The 16,210-nt window shown below is 72.5% G+C and carries 15 protein-coding genes; 11 read left to right on the forward strand and 4 right to left on the reverse strand.

Going from position 1 to position 16,210, the window contains the following annotated elements; genetic code table 11:
• Position 1: 1 nt before the first annotated feature.
• Entirely contained in the window at positions 2 to 670 is a 669-nt protein-coding gene (locus ACNAVT_RS16945; protein ID WP_416297353.1) for a potassium channel family protein, read from the reverse strand.
• Positions 660 to 1,994 carry a TrkH family potassium uptake protein gene (locus ACNAVT_RS16950; RefSeq protein WP_416297354.1) on the reverse strand — a complete coding sequence of 445 codons (1,335 nt, stop codon included), beginning with the start codon at positions 1,992 to 1,994 and terminating at the stop codon, positions 660 to 662. Before ACNAVT_RS16950 ends, ACNAVT_RS16945 begins: the two co-directional genes overlap by 11 nt.
• Before the next feature lie 106 nt (positions 1,995 to 2,100).
• Between ACNAVT_RS16950 and ACNAVT_RS16955 the strand changes: the two genes are divergently transcribed.
• The 7 genes from ACNAVT_RS16955 (at position 2,101) to ACNAVT_RS16985 (ending at position 9,203) form a co-directional block, all read left to right on the forward strand.
• A complete protein-coding gene (locus ACNAVT_RS16955) occupies positions 2,101 to 3,222 on the forward strand; it encodes a glycerophosphodiester phosphodiesterase (RefSeq protein WP_416297355.1) in 1,122 nt (373 codons plus the stop codon).
• A gap of 469 nt (positions 3,223 to 3,691) precedes the next feature.
• Positions 3,692 to 4,894: a substrate-binding domain-containing protein gene (locus tag ACNAVT_RS16960; RefSeq protein WP_416297357.1), complete on the forward strand. Its 1,203-nt coding sequence runs from the start codon at positions 3,692 to 3,694 to the stop codon at positions 4,892 to 4,894.
• A 3-nt stretch (positions 4,895 to 4,897) separates the two neighbouring features.
• Positions 4,898 to 5,641 (forward strand): ABC transporter ATP-binding protein, encoded by a 744-nt coding sequence (locus ACNAVT_RS16965; RefSeq protein WP_416297358.1) that lies wholly within the window; start codon positions 4,898 to 4,900, stop codon positions 5,639 to 5,641.
• A complete protein-coding gene (locus ACNAVT_RS16970; RefSeq protein ID WP_416297360.1) occupies positions 5,638 to 6,366 on the forward strand; it encodes an ABC transporter ATP-binding protein in 729 nt (242 codons plus the stop codon). The genes ACNAVT_RS16965 and ACNAVT_RS16970 overlap by 4 nt, the downstream gene beginning before the upstream one ends.
• Entirely contained in the window at positions 6,363 to 7,253 is an 891-nt protein-coding gene (locus ACNAVT_RS16975) for a branched-chain amino acid ABC transporter permease (RefSeq protein WP_416297362.1), read from the forward strand. The genes ACNAVT_RS16970 and ACNAVT_RS16975 overlap by 4 nt, the downstream gene beginning before the upstream one ends.
• On the forward strand, positions 7,250 to 8,365 hold the full coding sequence (locus tag ACNAVT_RS16980) for a branched-chain amino acid ABC transporter permease (RefSeq protein ID WP_416297364.1): 1,116 nt from the start codon (positions 7,250 to 7,252) through the stop codon (positions 8,363 to 8,365). Before ACNAVT_RS16975 ends, ACNAVT_RS16980 begins: the two co-directional genes overlap by 4 nt.
• A gap of 91 nt (positions 8,366 to 8,456) precedes the next feature.
• Positions 8,457 to 9,203: an SDR family NAD(P)-dependent oxidoreductase gene (locus ACNAVT_RS16985; RefSeq protein WP_416297366.1), complete on the forward strand. Its 747-nt coding sequence runs from the start codon at positions 8,457 to 8,459 to the stop codon at positions 9,201 to 9,203.
• 104 nt (positions 9,204 to 9,307) lie between these two features.
• On the opposite strand, the gene ACNAVT_RS16990 is transcribed toward ACNAVT_RS16985, so the two are convergent.
• On the reverse strand, positions 9,308 to 10,117 hold the full coding sequence (locus tag ACNAVT_RS16990) for a hypothetical protein (RefSeq protein WP_416297368.1): 810 nt from the start codon (positions 10,115 to 10,117) through the stop codon (positions 9,308 to 9,310).
• A 141-nt stretch (positions 10,118 to 10,258) separates the two neighbouring features.
• On the opposite strand from ACNAVT_RS16990, the gene ACNAVT_RS16995 reads away from it, so the two are divergent.
• From ACNAVT_RS16995 to ACNAVT_RS17010, 4 genes are all read left to right on the forward strand, one after another.
• Positions 10,259 to 12,043: a BTAD domain-containing putative transcriptional regulator gene (locus ACNAVT_RS16995; protein ID WP_416297369.1), complete on the forward strand. Its 1,785-nt coding sequence runs from the start codon at positions 10,259 to 10,261 to the stop codon at positions 12,041 to 12,043.
• Positions 12,044 to 12,157: 114 nt separating this feature from the next.
• Positions 12,158 to 14,278, forward strand: a complete 2,121-nt coding sequence (locus ACNAVT_RS17000; protein ID WP_416297371.1) for a DEAD/DEAH box helicase — start codon at positions 12,158 to 12,160, stop codon at positions 14,276 to 14,278.
• A 109-nt stretch (positions 14,279 to 14,387) separates the two neighbouring features.
• The gene (locus ACNAVT_RS17005; RefSeq protein ID WP_416297373.1) at positions 14,388 to 14,618 is read left to right on the forward strand and encodes a heavy-metal-associated domain-containing protein; all 231 of its coding nucleotides are present in this window, start codon (positions 14,388 to 14,390) and stop codon (positions 14,616 to 14,618) included.
• The gene (locus tag ACNAVT_RS17010; protein WP_416297376.1) at positions 14,611 to 15,669 is read left to right on the forward strand and encodes a hypothetical protein; all 1,059 of its coding nucleotides are present in this window, start codon (positions 14,611 to 14,613) and stop codon (positions 15,667 to 15,669) included. Before ACNAVT_RS17005 ends, ACNAVT_RS17010 begins: the two co-directional genes overlap by 8 nt.
• Here ACNAVT_RS17010 and ACNAVT_RS17015 read toward each other — a convergent pair.
• Positions 15,650 to 16,090 carry a helix-turn-helix domain-containing protein gene (locus tag ACNAVT_RS17015; protein ID WP_416297378.1) on the reverse strand — a complete coding sequence of 147 codons (441 nt, stop codon included), beginning with the start codon at positions 16,088 to 16,090 and terminating at the stop codon, positions 15,650 to 15,652. The two genes, ACNAVT_RS17010 and ACNAVT_RS17015, sit on opposite strands and share 20 nt — an antisense overlap.
• Positions 16,091 to 16,210 lie beyond the last annotated feature (120 nt).

Raw genomic sequence — 16,210 nt, forward strand, 5'->3', positions numbered from 1 at the left:
CTCAGCCCAGCGAGGCGAACCGCTGCACCTGGGCAACGCTGCCTTCCACGATGAGCACGCTCTCGCGTTGCAGCACCGTGTCCGGGCCGGCGTAGCGGAACCGTTCGCCGGGGAGCTTCGCGCCGACCACCATCACCCCGTACCGGTCCGTCGGGCTCACCTCGCGCAGCCGCCGCCCCGCCAGCGCCTCTGGTACGCGTACCGTGGCGATCGCGAAGTCGTCGCCGAACTCGATGAAGTCCAGCATCCTGCTGACGATCAGGTGCGCGACCCGCTCGCCGGTCTCCGCCTCGGGGAAGATCACGTGGTGCGCGCCCACCGAGTCGAGGATCTTCGCGTGCTTCTCCGAGGTGGCCCGAGCCCAGATTTGCGGGATACCCAGCTCGGTGAGGGCCAGCACGGTCAGCACGCTCGCCTCCACCGAGGCGCCGATAGCCACCACCGCCCGCCGAAAGTCCGCCACGCCGAGCTGGCGCAGCACGGTTTCCTCGGTGGAGTCCGCCTGGACCACCCGGTCCAGCTGCGTCGACCAGTGCTGGACCCGTTCCAGACTACGGTCGAGGGCCAGTACGTCCTGATTGAGGTGAGCCAGCGAGCCGGCCAGACGCGAGCCGAAGCGGCCCAGGCCGATCACCGCGATGCCGCTGTCGTCCGTCTTCCTAGCCGACAATGGGTTGCTCCTCCGGATAGCGGTACAAGCGGCGTCGGGTGTTCAGCGCGATCGCGGATCCGAGGGTGAGCGGGCCGATCCGGCCGATGTACATGAGCGCGGTCAGCAGGTACTGGCCGGGCGGCTTCAGCCCCGCGGCGACTCCGGTGGTCAGGCCGGTGGTGCTGAACGCGGACGTGACGTCGAAGAGCGCGGCGTAGAAGCGGACGTTCGAGGTCAGCGCGATCACCACGACCGTGCCGGCGACGACCACCGCCACGCTGAGCAACGCTACGGTCAACGCCTGCCGCTGGCTGGCGGTGGCGACCCGCCGCCCGCCCACCGTCACGTCCGGTTCGCCGCGCAGCTCGGCCCAGATGACGAAGGCGAGCAGGAAGAAGGTGGAGACCTTGATCCCGCCGGCGGTGCTCGCACTGCCGCCGCCGATGAACATCAGCACGATGAACAGGGGGAAGCTCTCGTCGTGGAGGTCGGCGACGTGGATCACGTCGAAGCCGCCGGTGCGGCTCAGCGCGATCTGTGTGAACGAGGCCAGGAACTTGCCTGGCACGCCGAAGGTGCCGATGGTGTGCGGATTGCGCCACTCGCTGATCAGCAGGGCGACGAAGCCCAGCACGATGATCGTGAGGCTGCCCCAGATGGTCAGCTTGGTGGCGATCGCCCAGTGACCTGGCCGGCGCCGCTCCCGCAGCGCCTCGAACAGCGCCGGGAAACCCAGCCCGCCGATGATCGCGCCCAGGGCCAACGGCAACGCCACCCAGGGGTCCCGCGAGAAGCCGACCAGGCCGTCGGAGTAGAGGGCGAACCCGGCGTTGTTGAACGCCTGGATCGAGTGGAACGTGGCGAACCACAGGGCCCGACCCGGGGGATAGCCGTAGGCCAGCCCCAACCGGACGGCGATCACCGCCGTCATCACCGCCTCGGTGGCGAAGACCGTCGCCGCGATCCGGGCCAGCAGCCAGCGGACGTCGCCGACGCCGTACTCGGCCGTCTCGGCCTGCACCAGCAGCCGGTTGCGAAGGCCGAGCTGCCGGGAGACCACCAGGATGACCAGCGCCGCGCCGGTCAGGATGCCGAGGCCACCGAGCTGGGTGAGCACGGTGATCATCGCCAGGCCGAAGTCGTTCCAGTAGTTCGGGGTGTCGTTGACCGCCATGCCGGTGACTGAGACGGCCGAGGTGGCGGTGAAGAGCGCCGTGACGAACGGGGTGTACCGGTGGTGGCTGGTCGCCCAGGGCAGCATCAGCAGGCCGGTGCCGAACAGGATCGCCGCCAGGAACCCGAACGGGACCAGCCGCACGGGTCGACGGAGCAAACGGCGCACCACGTCATCTTCCGTCCGGAGATTCACCGGCAGGACAGGAACCGACCAACTGGTGGCCAACCAGGACCGGTCTGCTGGGCGTATCCATCGACGACAGGAGACGGCGTTGCGACGTACCCTTTCCACCCTCGGCGTGGCCGGCGCGCTGCTCGCGGCGGCCGTGGTGGTGCCGGCCGTGGCCGCCCAGGCCGACTCGGAGCCCCGCGCCGAGCAGTCCCGTGCGGCCAAGCAGCCCATTGTGATCGGCCACCGGGGCGCCAGCGGCTACCGCCCGGAGCACACGCTGGAGGCCTACCGGCTGGCGATCAGGATGGGCGCCGACTACATCGAGCCGGATCTGGTCTCGACGAAGGACGGCGTGCTGGTCGCCCGGCACGAGAACGAGATCTCCGGTACGACCGACGTGGCCGACCACCCCGAGTTCACCGCGCGCAAGGCGACGAAGACCATCGACGGGGTGAAGGCCACCGGCTGGTTCACCGAGGACTTCACCCTGGCCGAGCTCAAGACGCTGCGGGCCAAGGAGCGGCTGCCCCAGGTGCGGGTGGCCAACACCGCGTTCGACGGCACGTTCGAGGTGCCGACCTTCCAGGAGGTCATCGACCTGGCCCGGGCCGAGTCCAAGGCCCGAGGCCGGACGATCGGCGTCTACCCGGAGACCAAGCACCCCAGCTACTTCGCCTCGCCGGAGGTCGGCCTGCCGCTGGAGGAGCCGCTGGTCAAGGTGCTCAAGGCCAACAAGCTGACCCACCGCAACGATCCGGTGTTCATTCAGAGCTTCGAGACGGCCAACCTGCGCAAGCTCGACCGCATGATCGACGTACGGCTGATCCAGCTGATGGATTCCGCCGGCCGCCCGTACGACTTCACCGCCGCCGGTGACCCGCGCACCTACGCCGACCTGGCCTCGGCGCAGGGTCTCGCCTGGGTGGCGGGGTACGCCGACGGCGTCGGCCTGAACAAGAACCTGATCGTGCCCCGGGACGCGGCCGGCAGGCTGCTCCCGCCGACCACGGTGATCCAGGACGCGCACCGGGTGAAGCTGCTCGTGCACGCCTGGACGTTCCGCGCCGAGAACCAGTTCCTGCCGGTGGACTACCGGATCGGCACCGACCCGAACGCCCGCGGCGACATCACGGCCGAGTACGAACTCTTCTTCGGCCTCGGCCTGGACGGCGCCTTCGCCGACCAGCCGGACACGGCCGTGGCGGCCCGCGCGGGCCTCTGATCGGCGTCCGCGCCGGGATACTCGGGAGTCCCGGCGCGGCGCTTTCCGTGACGTGGGGTGTCCGGCTCGATCCGGGCACCCCACGTGCTGTTCGCGCCTGGTCGCCGGGCTCCACTCCGTCGTTCGGGCGTGAATCGCTTACGTCATCAGGTCCATTGGGAGCGAGGACACTACTGCCCGGAGCGCTCGGCGACGTAGGTGCCCCGGCCGGCTGGCCGGTGATCAGCTCACGGTCGTGCAGCAACGACAAGGCCCGCGAGGCGGTGGCGGGGGGCGACACACCGCCTGGCCTGCCGATGGCGACCCGGGCCACCAGGATTCTTCCGGGCCACACGGCGGCGGGCGACAGTTGTTAGGCATGGCCACCCCACCACGCATACTTGTGTGTTTCGGCCACATAGCTCGTGGGTGACGTCACTTCTAGCGTGAGCCGACAAATGAGTTCCCCCTGTCCTCACCTGGAGTCGTAATGACGATCCGGCACACGCGACGGGTGTTCCTTTCCGCCGCCACGATGATGGCGGCCGCGATGGCCGCCACGGCCTGTGGCAGCCCGCAGGACACCGCCTCCGGCGGCGGCGACGCCGCACCGGTCAAGGTCGGGCTGGTGTATTCCCAGTCCGGGCCGCTGGCCAGCTACGGCAAGCAGTACATCGAGGGCTTCAAGGCCGGCCTCGACTACGCCACCAAGGGCACCGGCAAGGTCGGTGACCGGAAGATCGAGCTCACCGAGACCGACGACGCGGGGGACCCGGCGAAGGCGGTCTCCGCGGCCAAGGACCTGATCGGCAAGGGTACGAAGATCATCGCCGGCTCCACCGCCTCCGGCGTGGCCCTCCAGGTCGCCCCGATCGCCGCGCAGAACAAGGTCCTGTTCATCTCCGGGCCGGCCGCCACCGACGCGGTGACCGGCGCGAACAAGTACACGTTCCGCTCGGGCCGGCAGTCCTACCAGGACGTGGTGACCGCCAAGTCCTTCATCGGCGACGCCACCGGCAAGAAGGTGGTCGTCTTCGCTCAGGACGGGGCGTTCGGTGACGCGAACGAGGCCGCCGTCAAGGCGGTGATCGGCGGTGCGGGCGCGACCGTGAGTAGCGTCCGGGCCCCGGCGAGCGCCACCGAGTTCACCCCGTTCGCCAGCCAGATCAAGGCCGCCAAGCCGGATCTGCTCTTCGTCGCGTGGGCCGGCACCACCGCCCCGGCCATGTGGCAGACCCTCGACCAGCAGGGCGTGCTCGCCTCCACGACGGTCGTCACCGGCCTCGACATCCGCGCCTCCTGGCCGACCTTCGGCGCCGCCGGCAGCAAGATCTCCTTCCTGTCGCACTACTTCGACGGGGCCAGCGACACCGAGGCGGCCAAGGCGGCCAAGGCCAAGATCCCGGGCGGCACGCTCGACCTGTTCCACCCGGACGGCTTCACCGCCGCCCAGATGGTCGTCCGCGCCGTGCAGGAGGGCGGCGACGACGTCGACAAGATGATCAAGGCGCTGGAGGGCTGGCAGTTCGACAGCATCAAGGGCCAGATGACCATCCGGGCCGAGGACCACGCGCTGCTCCAGCCGATGTACCAGGCCAAGCTCTCCGGCAGCGGCACCGAGTACACGGCGACCGCGCAGAAGACCCTGACCGGTGACGAGACCGCGCCTCCGGTCACCCAGATGAAGGGCTGACCCGTGCTCGCCACCCGCGGTCTGACCTGGCGGATCGGTGAGGTCGCCATTGTCGACAGCGTCCACCTCGACCTCGCGCCCGGCGAGTTCCTCGGCGTGATCGGGCCGAACGGTGCCGGCAAGACCTCCCTGTTCAACCTGATCACCGGCCTGCGCCGGCCCACCGAGGGGCGGATCCTGCTGGACGGGGAGGACGTCACCGGCCTCCCGTCGCACCGGCGGGCCCGCCTCGGGCTGGGCCGTACCTTCCAGGCGTCCTCGGTCTTCGGTTCGTTGACGGTGCGGGAGAACGTCCGGCTGGCCGTACAGGCGCACCGGGGTGGCTCGATGAAGCTGTGGCGGCGAGCGGCGGCCGACCGGGAGGTGGCCGCCGCCGCCGACGCGGCGCTCGACCGGGTCGGCCTCGCCGACCGGGGTACGGCGCTCGCCGGCACCCTGGCCCACGGCGAGAAGCGCAAGCTGGAGATCGCCCTGCTGCTCGCCGGGGAGCCCCGGGTGATGCTGCTGGACGAGCCGATGGCCGGGGTCAGCGCCGAGGACGTGCCCGAGCTGGTCAGCGTGATCAAGTCGCTGACCGGCGACAGCGGGCGGTCGGTGCTCATGGTGGAGCACCACATGGACGTGATCCTGGAACTGGCCGACCGGATCGCCGTGATGCACCACGGGGCGCTGCTGGCCTGCGACACCCCGGACACGGTGATGGCCAACGCCACCGTGCAGGAGGCGTACCTGGGGGAGGCGCTATGAGTGAACCAGTCCTCAGCGTCGAGAACCTGTCGGTGCGGATCGCCGGGCTGCACATCCTCCAGGGGGTGTCGTTCGAGGTCGCGCCGACCGGGGTGACTGTGCTGCTCGGCCGCAACGGCGTGGGCAAGACCACCACGTTGCGGGCCGTCGTCGGGCTGACCCCCCGCAACGGCGAGGTGCGCGGCACCGCCCGGATGGGCGCGAGCAGCCTGCTCGCCCGCCCCATCCACCGGCTGGTCCGCGACGGCCTCGGCTACGTGCCGGAGGACCGGTGCGTCTTCGCCGGCCTCACCGTCGCGGAGAACCTGCGGCTCGCCGAGCGGCGGGGCACCACCCCGGCGTACGACAAGGTCTATTCGCTCTTTCCCGAGCTGGACCGGCGCGGACGCCAACGGGCCGGTTCGCTCTCCGGCGGGCAGCAGCAGATGCTCTCGATCGGTCGGGTGCTGCTCAACGACAACCGGCTGTTGCTGATCGACGAGCCGACCAAGGGGTTGGCGCCGAAGGTGGTGACCGAGGTGGCCGAGGTGCTGGAACGGGTGGCCGAATCCGTGCCGGTGCTGCTGGTGGAGCAGAACCTGGCGGTGGTCCGCCGGCTGGCGAAGGACGCGGTGGTGCTCTCCGCCGGAAAGGTGGCCTGGACCGGCGACGCCCAGGAACTGCTGCGGGAGGCCGCGTTGACCAGGTCGCTGCTGGGTGTCGGTTCGGGCGAGGTGCACGCATGAGCACGGTGATTCTGTTGGCGCTGACCGGGCTCGGTCTGGCGGCGCTCTACTTCCTGGTCGCTTCCGGCCTGTCCCTGGTCTTCGGCCTGGCCGACGTGCTCAACTTCGCGCACGGCCTCTTCCTGGGCGTCGGGGCGTACGCGACCTGGTGGGCGGCCGGCAACCTGCCCGGCGCCGGCTCCGACGGCCTCGGGTTCGTGCTGGCGGTCGCCTTCGGCGTGCTCGCCGGCGCGCTGGTGGCGGTACTGGTCGAGCTGGTGCTGATCCGGCCGCTCTACTCCCGCACCATCGAGCAGGTGCTGGTCACCGTCGGCCTGTCCCTGGCCGGGGTGGCGCTGCTCCAGGCGACCTGGGGTGCCGACCCGCGACCGTTCCCGCGGCCCGAGTGGACCCGGGCCGTCACCTCCGTGCTCGGCGCCCAGGTCCCGAACGCCGGGCTGCTGCTGATCGTCGCCGCGGCGGTGGTGCTCGGCGCGCTGCTCGCCTTCCTCCGCTTCACCCGGTACGGCCTGATCATCCGGGCCGGGGTGGAGAACCGGGAAATGGTGACCGCGCTCGGCATCGACGTCCGCAAGGCGTTCACCCTGGTCTTCGCGATCGGCGGGGCGGCTGCCGCGCTGGCCGGCGCGCTCGGCGGGGTCTACTTCGGCACCGTCTCGCCCGGACAGGGCGGCTCGCTGCTGATCTTCGCGTTCATCGTGGTGGTGATCGGCGGGATGGGCTCGGTGGTCGGGTCCGCCTACGCGGCGGTCGCGGTGGGGCTGCTGCAACAGTTCGTCAACTACTACGGCACGTCCGGGCTGGGCGACCTCTGCGTGGTCGGCCTGCTCGCCGTGGTGCTGCTGCTGCGTCCGCAGGGCCTGGCCGGAAAGGTGGCAACGGCATGACCGAGGTCAAGAGCCCCGAGGTTGCGGCGCCGCCCGCGGCGGTGCCCGACGAGCTGACACCGGGGCACTCCCGCTGGCACGGGCTGCGCCCGTACGCGCCGCTGGCCGCCCTGGTGGTGGCGGCGATCGTGCCGTACTCGACGCTGAACCTGCCGGGAGTCTTCGAGGGGCCGTTGAACTCGCCGGGCACCCTGCAACTGCTCGCCATCTGCCTGGTCTTCGGCGGCCTGGCGGCCGGCTACGACCTGCTCTTCGGGCGGACCGGGATGCTCTCCTTCGGGCACGCCCTCTACTTCGCCGCTGGCGTCTACGGCACCGACGTCCTGGTCACCCGGGCCGGGTTGCCGCTGTGGCAGGCGGCGGTGCTCACGGTGACCGGCGGGACCGTCCTCGCCGCGCTGCTCGGCGCGGTGGCGCTGCGTACGGTCGGCATCGCGTTCGCCATGGTGACGCTGGCCTTCGCCCAGGTCGGGGCGATCCTGGTGGCCCGGGACTTCGGCGGGCTCACGGGCGGCGAGGAGGGGCTGCCCCTGGACGTCTCGGGGCTCCCGTCGGCGCTGGTCGGGGTGGCCAACACGGTGAACCTGTACTGGCTGGCGCTGGCGTACCTGGCCCTGGTGGTCTTCGTGGTGCATCGGGTGAGCGGCTCGCCGACCGGGCGGGTGCTGGCCGGGCTGCGCGACGACGAGCGGCGGATCGGGGTGCTCGGGCTCGACCCGTACCGGTTCAAGCTGGTCGCGTTCACCCTGGCCGGTGGGCTGGCGACCGCCGGCGGCGCGGTCTACTGCCTGATCGTGGGTGGTGCGAGCCCGCACGTCACGTCGTCGGAGCTGACCCTGTCGCTGCTGGTCATGGTGGTGCTCGGCGGTCCGGGGACCCGTTGGGGGCCGGTGCTCGGCGGCGTGCTCTACATGTACCTGGACCACCGGCTGACCGTCTTCGGTGCGAGCGACGCGGTCGACAGCCTCCCGGCGTTCCTCAGCCACCCGCTGTCCCAGCCGCTCTTCGTCCTCGGCACGGTCTTCATCCTGGCCGTCTACTTCTTCCCCGGTGGCCTGGCCAGCCTCAGATCCCGCCTGACCTTCCTCCGGGCGGCCCTCCGCCGCCCCTGACCTGCTTTCCACCGAGTTGATCAAGGGGTTTGCCGGGACCCGGGCGTAGGATGACGCAAACCTCTTGATCAATAAGGAAAGGGTCGGGGAGTTGGGGGAGCGGTTCGCGGTTGTCAGCGGGGGCGGGACCGGAATCGGGGCGGCCGTCGCACGGGGCCTTGTCGCCGACGGGTATGACGTGCTGATCGTTGGGCGGCGGGAGGACGTGTTGCGGGCCGCCGCGGAACGGATCGGAGCGGAGTGCGGGCGCCCGGACGCGGTCCGCGCGGCGACCGCCGACCTGACCGACCCGGCGCAGCTCGCCGAGGTCGTCTCCGCCGTGGGGGACCGGACCGTCGACGCGGTGGTCAACAACGCCGGCGGCTACCTGGGCGGGCCGACCGGCACCCTCGACGAGGTCGCCGCCTGGTGGCGGGTCAACCTGGACGCCAACGTGCTCACCGCCGTCCTGCTCACCGAGGCGCTGCGGCCCGCCCTGCGCCGCCCCGGCGGCCGGGTGGTCCTGCTCAGCTCGATCGCCGCACAGCGCGGCGGGGCCGGGCCGTACTCGGCGGCGAAGGCGGCGCTGCACGGCTGGGCGTACGACCTGGCCGCCCAGCTCGGCCCGGAGCAGATCACGGTCAACGTGGTCAGCCCCGGGTACGTCGCGGAGACCGAGTTCTTCGGCGACCGGATGACCCCGGAGGGGCACGCCAAGCGGGTCGGCGCCACCCTGGTCGGCCGCGCCGGCCTGCCGGACGACATCGCGGCGGCCGTCCGCTACCTGGTCAGCCCCGCCGCCGGCTACGTCACCGGTCAGGTCCTCGGCGTCAACGGCGGCTCGGTCCTCGGCCGCTGAGGCGAAAGGAAGGGTCCCCGGTCAACGCCGGGCGTTGACCGGGGACCCTGCTCGCACGGCAAGGGCGACGACCCCCCGTGTGGCCGCCGCCCTTCCGTCGTTGCTCAGCTGTTCAGCAGCTCGTACACCTTCGCCGGCGCCTTCGTCGCCGCGCTGCCGACCGGCGCGGTGATCTTCGGAGTGCCGTCGAACTCGGTGTACGTGACGACGTACTGGTACGCCTTCTGCTTGCCGGCCGCGGGAATCTCCAGCACCAGCGAGGACAGGTGCCCGTCCGGCCCGACCAGCGCGGTGAACGGCACGCGCTTGCCGGCCTCACCGAGCGCCTCCGCCTCACCGTCGTCCAGCGCCTTGGCCGCGCTTCCGCTGATTACGTCGATGAACCCGGTGTACTTCCCGGGGCCCTGCTGCTCGACCGAGGTGGCCGCCTCGATCAGTGGGCCGGCATTGCCCTGGTCCGCGCCGTCGTAGTTCGGCACGCTGCCGCCGTCGGTCAGCTTCGACCGGTCCAGCGTCATCCACTTGTCGGGGAACTTCGGCAGGCCCGGCTGTCCGCTGAACTTCGCCTTCATCCAGAGCTTGTCCTCGATGATCAGGAAGGACATCTTCACGGTGATGCCGTCCTTGTCCGGGGCCATCGCCATGTTGATCTCGACGGCCTTGGACGACGGGTCGATCCGACCGCTCACATCGCTGGACGCGTCCTTGCCGGCGAACCGGAAGGCGCCGGTCTTCTCGTCCGGGACGGCACCGAGGAGTTCCTCCTTGGGGTTGGTGGTCGAGCGGGTCCCCGGCGCGGCGGCCGGGTCGCTCTTCAGCCCGCAACCCGCGAGCAGGGCCGTGGCGGCCAGCGTGGCGGCGACCGTGCCCACCGTCCGTCGGATGGTCCCGGCGCTGCCCGTTGCCTGTGTCATTGCGTTTCTCTTTCTCGCTGCGTGGCGTCTGCCGATGACGATGGTGGCGACCGCCACGGCGGTTCCGCTGCCGATATGCTGCCGTCCGGCTGCCGGCACCGTCGTCCGGCGACCTCGGAGGTGTCAGGAGCGGATACTCGCATGTCAGGGATGCTGCGCTTCGAGATCCTCGGTCCTCAGCGGGCGTGGTACGCCGACCGCCCGGTCGATCTCGGCCCCGGCAAGCAGCGCGCCGTGCTCGCCGTGCTGCTGCTCTCCGCCGGCCGCCCGGTGCCCACCGGGCAGATCATCGAGGCGGTCTGGCCGGAGGAGCCCCCCGCCAACGGCCCCAACGTCGTGCAGAAGTACGTGGCCGGATTGCGCCGGGTGCTGGAACCGGACCGGTCCCCGCGCGCGCCGGGCCAGGTGTTGGCCCTCACCGACGCCGGGTACCTGCTGCGGATCCCGCCGGAGACGGTCGACGCGGTCTGCTTCGAGCGCGGCGTACACCGGGCGCGGCAGCGACACGCGGAGGGCCGTACCGAGGAGGCGCTGGCCGAGTTGGCGGCGGCTCTGGAGCTCTGGCAGGGCGAGCCGTTCACCGGGTTCGCCGGGCTGTACTTCGAGACCGCTCGGCACCGGTTGGTCGAGCTGCGGGCCGTGGCCCTGGAGAGCCGCGCCGAGCTGGGCCTGGAGATCGGGCGGCACCGCGAGCTGGTCGGCGAGCTGGTCGAGCTGGTGGCCGAGTTCCCGGTCCGGGAGCGGCTGCGGCACCAGTTGATGCTGGCGCTGCACCGCAGTGGACGGCAGGCGGAGGCGCTTGCCGCGTACCGGGAGTTTGCCGACCTGCTTCGCGAGGAGTACGGCATCGAGCCGGGCGAGGTGCTGCAGGAGCTGCACCGACGCATCCTGCGTTCCGACCCGGCGCTGCTGTCCACCCCGCCGCCGGTCGCCGTCCCGCCGCCGGTCGCCGTGCCGCCGCCGGTCGCCGTGCCGCCGCCGGTCGCCGTGCCGCCGCCGGTCGCCGTCCCGCCGCCCGCGCCGTTGTCGGCCAGTCTCGCTTCGCCCGCTGTCCTGCCGCCCGATCCGGCGCCGCTTCTTCCGCTGCCGCCCGCCGCCGCGCCGTTCGCGATGGACCACGCCGAGGGCGGGTGGCCGGTGCCGGCGCAGCGGGGCAGCGAGGCAGGAGCTGGAGACGCCGACCCGCCGGCCTCGCCCGCGGCCGTGTTCCCTCCGCCGCCCGCTTTCGTTCCTGAGCAGCAGCGGCGCGCCGAGTCACCGATCTGGGTCAGTCACCTTGGTACGGCCCTCTCCGTGATCGCCGTACTGCTCTCGTTCGGCCTGCTGACCTGGCTGGTGATGCTCTTCTACGCCATCCGCCGCCGGAGCGGCCCGCTCGCCCTCGCGACCATCGCCTACCTCGCCGGCGCGGTCTTCTTCCCGATCGCCATGGAGCTGAGCGATCCCGACGCGCCCCCGAATCTCCTGGACGGCATCGCGATCATCGGGCTCGGTGCCGCCTGGGTCGGCGGCATCGGGCATCTGATCCTGCTCAACCGGAAAATCAGCGGGGCGCTGCGCGGCCGGGCCGCCGTCCCGGCGCCGCCGGACGGCGAGGAGCGCCGGGTCCGCCGCGAGCAGGCCCGGTACCTGCTGCACCACTACCCCGCCGCCCGACGGGATCTGCACATCGGGCGACCGGACCTGCCCCGCACGTTCGACGACGGCGGGCTGGTCGACATCAACGCGGTGAACGACCAGGTCATCGCCCAGCTCCCCGGGATCACCGCCGCGCAGAGCCAGCAGGTGGTGATGGACCGGTGGCTGCGGGGTCCCTTCGGCTCGATGGAGGACCTGGCGGCCCGCTGCCTGCTCCCTCCGGCGCTCACCGATTCGCTCCGCAACATCCTCGTCTTCCTCCCCCCGCTCCCGCCCACGCAGGGTTGACCAGGAGGTTGACGCCTTCCCCTGCCTCGGATCGTGACGCATCCCTCTTGATCAACTGGAGTGGGCGTGGGCGCGCGACGGCCGGAGTGAGGCGGACGCTGGTAGAAATGCCGGATGAGCCAGGATCGGGTGGCCGTACGGGAGCGGGCCGAGGCGGTGCTGCGGCGGCTGGCGGGTGAGCACGCCCGGCTCCGCGAGGACCAGTGGCGGGCCGTCGAGGCACTGGTGGTGGACCGGCGGCGGGTGCTCTGCGTGCAGCGCACCGGCTGGGGCAAGTCGGCGGTCTACTTCGTGGCCACCGCCCTGCTCCGGGAGAGCGGGGACCACGGCCCGACGGTGATCGTGTCGCCGCTGCTGGCGCTGATGCGCAACCAGGTCGAGTCGGCGGCCCGCGCCGGCATCCGGGCCCGGACCATCAACTCGGCCAACCTCGACGAGTGGGACGAGATCACCGCCGAGATCCACGCCGGAGCGGTGGACGTGCTGCTTATCAGCCCGGAGCGCCTCAACAACCCGGACTTCCGCGACGGCGTGCTGCCGAAGCTGGCTGCCACCACCGGCCTGCTGGTGGTGGACGAGGCGCACTGCGTCTCCGACTGGGGGCACGACTTCCGGCCGGACTACCGCCGGTTGCGTACGTTCCTCGCCGACCTGCCCGAGCGGACCCCGGTGCTCGCCACCACGGCCACCGCCAACGCTCGGGTCACCCAGGACGTCGCCGAGCAGCTGGGCGACGCCCTGGTGCTGCGCGGCACCCTCGACCGGGAGTCGCTGCGGCTGGGCGTGCTCGACCTGCCGAGCCCGGCCCACCGGCTGGCCTGGCTCGCCGACCACCTCGACGGGCTTCCCGGCTCCGGGATCATCTACACGCTGACCGTGGCGGCGGCCGGCGAGACGGCGGAGTTCCTGCGCGCGCGGGGCTGGACGGTGGCCGCGTACACCGGGCAGGCCGAGGACGCCGACCGGCGCGCCGCCGAGCAGGACCTGCTGGACAACAAGATCAAGGCGTTGGTCGCCACCAGCGCGCTCGGGATGGGCTTCGACAAGCCCGACCTCGGCTTCGTGGTGCACCTGGGCGCGCCGCCCTCACCGATCGCGTACTACCAGCAGGTCGGCCGGGCCGGCCGGGCCGTCGAGCACGCCGAGGTGCTGCTCCTGCCCGGCGTCGAGGACGCGGCGATCTGGCGCTACTTCGCCTCGCTCGCCTTCCCGCCGGAGGAGCAGGTCCGAGCGGTGCTCGCCGCGTTGCACACCGACCGGCCGATGTCCACCCAGGCCCTCGAACCGATCGTCGACCTGCGCCGGGCCCGGCTGGAGCTGATGCTCAAGGTGCTCGACGTGGACGGCGCGGTCCGCCGGGTGCGCGGCGGCTGGCTCGCCACCGGCGAGCCGTGGGTCTACGACGAGGCCCGGCTGCGCCGCGTCGCCCAGGCGCGCACCGCCGAGCAGCAGGCCATGCGCGAGTACGCGGGCACGCCCGGCTGCCGGATGCGCTACCTGCGCGAGTGCCTGGACGACGCCGGCGCGGCCGACTGCGGACGCTGCGACAACTGCGCCCGGCCGCTGTTCACCGCCGAGGTCTCCGACGCCGCGCTCACCGCCGCGCAGACCTTCCTCGGCCGCCCCGGCGTGGCGATCGCGCCCAAGAAGCTCTGGCCGACCGGCCTGGAGTCGGTCGGCGTACCCCTCAAGGGCCGCATCGCCCCGGCGGAGCAGGCGCTGCCCGGGCGGGCCGTGGGTCGCCTCTCCGACCTGGGCTGGGGCGGGCGGCTGCGCGGCCTGCTCGGCCCGGACGCGGCGGACGGCCCGTTCCCCGACGACGTGGCGGCGGCGGTGGTCGAGGTGCTGAAGGCCTGGGCGCACGGCGACGACCCCTGGCCCCGCCGCCCGGTCGGCGTCGTCGCCGTCGCCTCCCGCACCCACCCGGCGCTGGTCGGCTCGCTCGCCGAGCGGATCGCCACCGTGGGCCGCCTCCCGCTGCTCGGCCGCGTCGTCCCGACCGGCCCGCCCGGGGCCGCCGGCCCGCGCGGCAACAGCGCCCAGCGGGTACGCGCGTTGCACGACGCCTTCGCCGTGCCGGCCGAGCTGGCCGAGGCCCTGGCCGGTCTGGACGGGCCGGTGCTGCTGGTCGACGACCTGGTCGACTCCGGCTGGACCATGACGATGGTGGCCCGGCTGCTGCGCCGAGCCGGCGCCCCGGACGTGCTCCCGCTGGCCCTCGCGGTCGCTGGGTGAACCGTCGGTCCCGGTCGGGGAAAAGTTCCCGGGCCGGCCGGACTGCGAGCGTCGCCACCGTCGCCGACCGTTGCCGCGCCGGCGGGGTGGCCGGCGGTACCGTGGGCGCATGACCGAGCAGCGACCTGTCACCCAGACGTACGCCGTCACCGGGATGACCTGCGAGCACTGCGTGCGGGCGGTCACCGAGGAACTCTTCGCCCTGCCCGGCGTCGAGGAGGTCCGGGTCGACCTGGCCGCCGGCACGGCCACGCTCACCAGCGCCGAGCCATTGCCGGTCGAATCCGTGCGGGCCGCCGTCGACGAGGCGGGTTACGAACTGGCCGGCGGCGTTGCCTGAATCGCCGCCCGCCGGCGCCCCGCCGGCGGCCGATCCCGATCCGGCGACCACGGTCCCGGCCGGCCCGCGACCACCGGCCGCGGGCGACCTCGACCTGCCCGGGATCGGCCGGATCGACCCCGGTGCGGCCGGGGCGGGGCCGGTCGGGGTGGACGGGAGCACGCTCCGGCTCGCCCTGGTGGTGGGCGGGCTGGTGCTCGCCGTGCTGCTCGGCTTCGGTCTCGGCCGGCTGAACCCGCCGCCCGCCACCCCGTCCGGCGCCGCCCCGGCGACCGCGACGCACACCCATGCGCCGGGCACCGGCACGCACTCGCACGACGGGGCCACCGCCGCCCAGGCCGGCGGCGCGGACGCCGGCGGGTTGTCGATCAGCTCGGCCGGCTACACGCTCGCCCCGTCGACCGTGGCGTTCCCGGCCGGCCGGGCCGATGTTCTGCGGTTCCAGATCCGTGACGAGCGGCGACGCCCGGTCACCCGCTTCGCCGTCGTGCACGACAAGCCGATGCACCTCATCGTGGTGCGCCGTGACCTCACCGGCTATCAGCACCTGCACCCGACGATGGCGGCCGACGGCACCTGGTCGGTGCCGCTCACCCTGCCCGAGCCGGGGGTCTGGCGGGCCTACGCCGACTTCACCGCGGTCGCCGACGACGGCCGGCAGACCGCGGTCACGCTCGGCGTCGACCTGGCCGCGCCCGGCGGGTACGCGCCCCGACCGCTGCCGGCGCCGGCCACCTCGACCACGGTCGACGGGTTCACCGTCGGCTACGAGGGCACGCCGAAGGCGGGGGAGACGCTTCCGGTGCGTTTCTCGATCCGGACCGGCAATGCCGCCGCGCCGCTGGAGCGCTACCTCGGCGCGTACGGCCACCTGGTCGCGCTGCGCGAGGGGGACCTCGGCTACCTGCACGTGCACCCCGACCCGCAGGACGAACCGGGCACCGTGACGTTCTGGATGACCGCGCCCGGGCCCGGGCGCTACCGGATGTTCCTCGATTTCCAGGTGGCCGGCGTGGTGCGTACCGCCGCGTTCACGGTGACGGTGGCCTGAGCGGGTCAGCCGGCCCGCGGATCGGCCGGCGGGCCAGATAGCGGAGCAGATCCCGGATATGGTGCTTCTCCTCGGCGGGGACGCCGGGGTCGGCCAACCGTTCGAGGATCACCCGGATGTCCGCCTCCACCGGGGCGTCCGCGGCGCGGCGGCGGGGGACCGGGCTGGCACCGGGCAGGCCGAGCGCGCGGAAGGCGGCGGCCACCGGCAGGTCGAGCGCGGCGCAGAACCCGCGCACCTTGGCCAGCTCGGGGTAGTCCTGCCAGTCGCCGGCCAGCCAGCGGAACACTGTGGACCGACCCACGCCGGTGTGGGTGGCCAGATCGGTCACCGTCCAGCCGCGCTCCGCGCGGGCGTCATCGATGGCGCGCCGCACGAAGCGCGCGAACGCCATCTGCGGCGAATCCTCTGCGGAACCCATCCTCCGGGGTCTTTCCTTTCCGCCGGGAGCACCGGACGGTGCGGCTCCGAGCGTAGTACGACCGCCTGCCGAGACAACTGACTGATCGGCCGGAAGGCCCCGGGTGCCGGACCGCCGCCG

The organism is Micromonospora sp. SL4-19 (genome assembly GCF_047921475.1).
In the GTDB taxonomy this organism is placed as follows: domain Bacteria; phylum Actinomycetota; class Actinomycetes; order Mycobacteriales; family Micromonosporaceae; genus Micromonospora.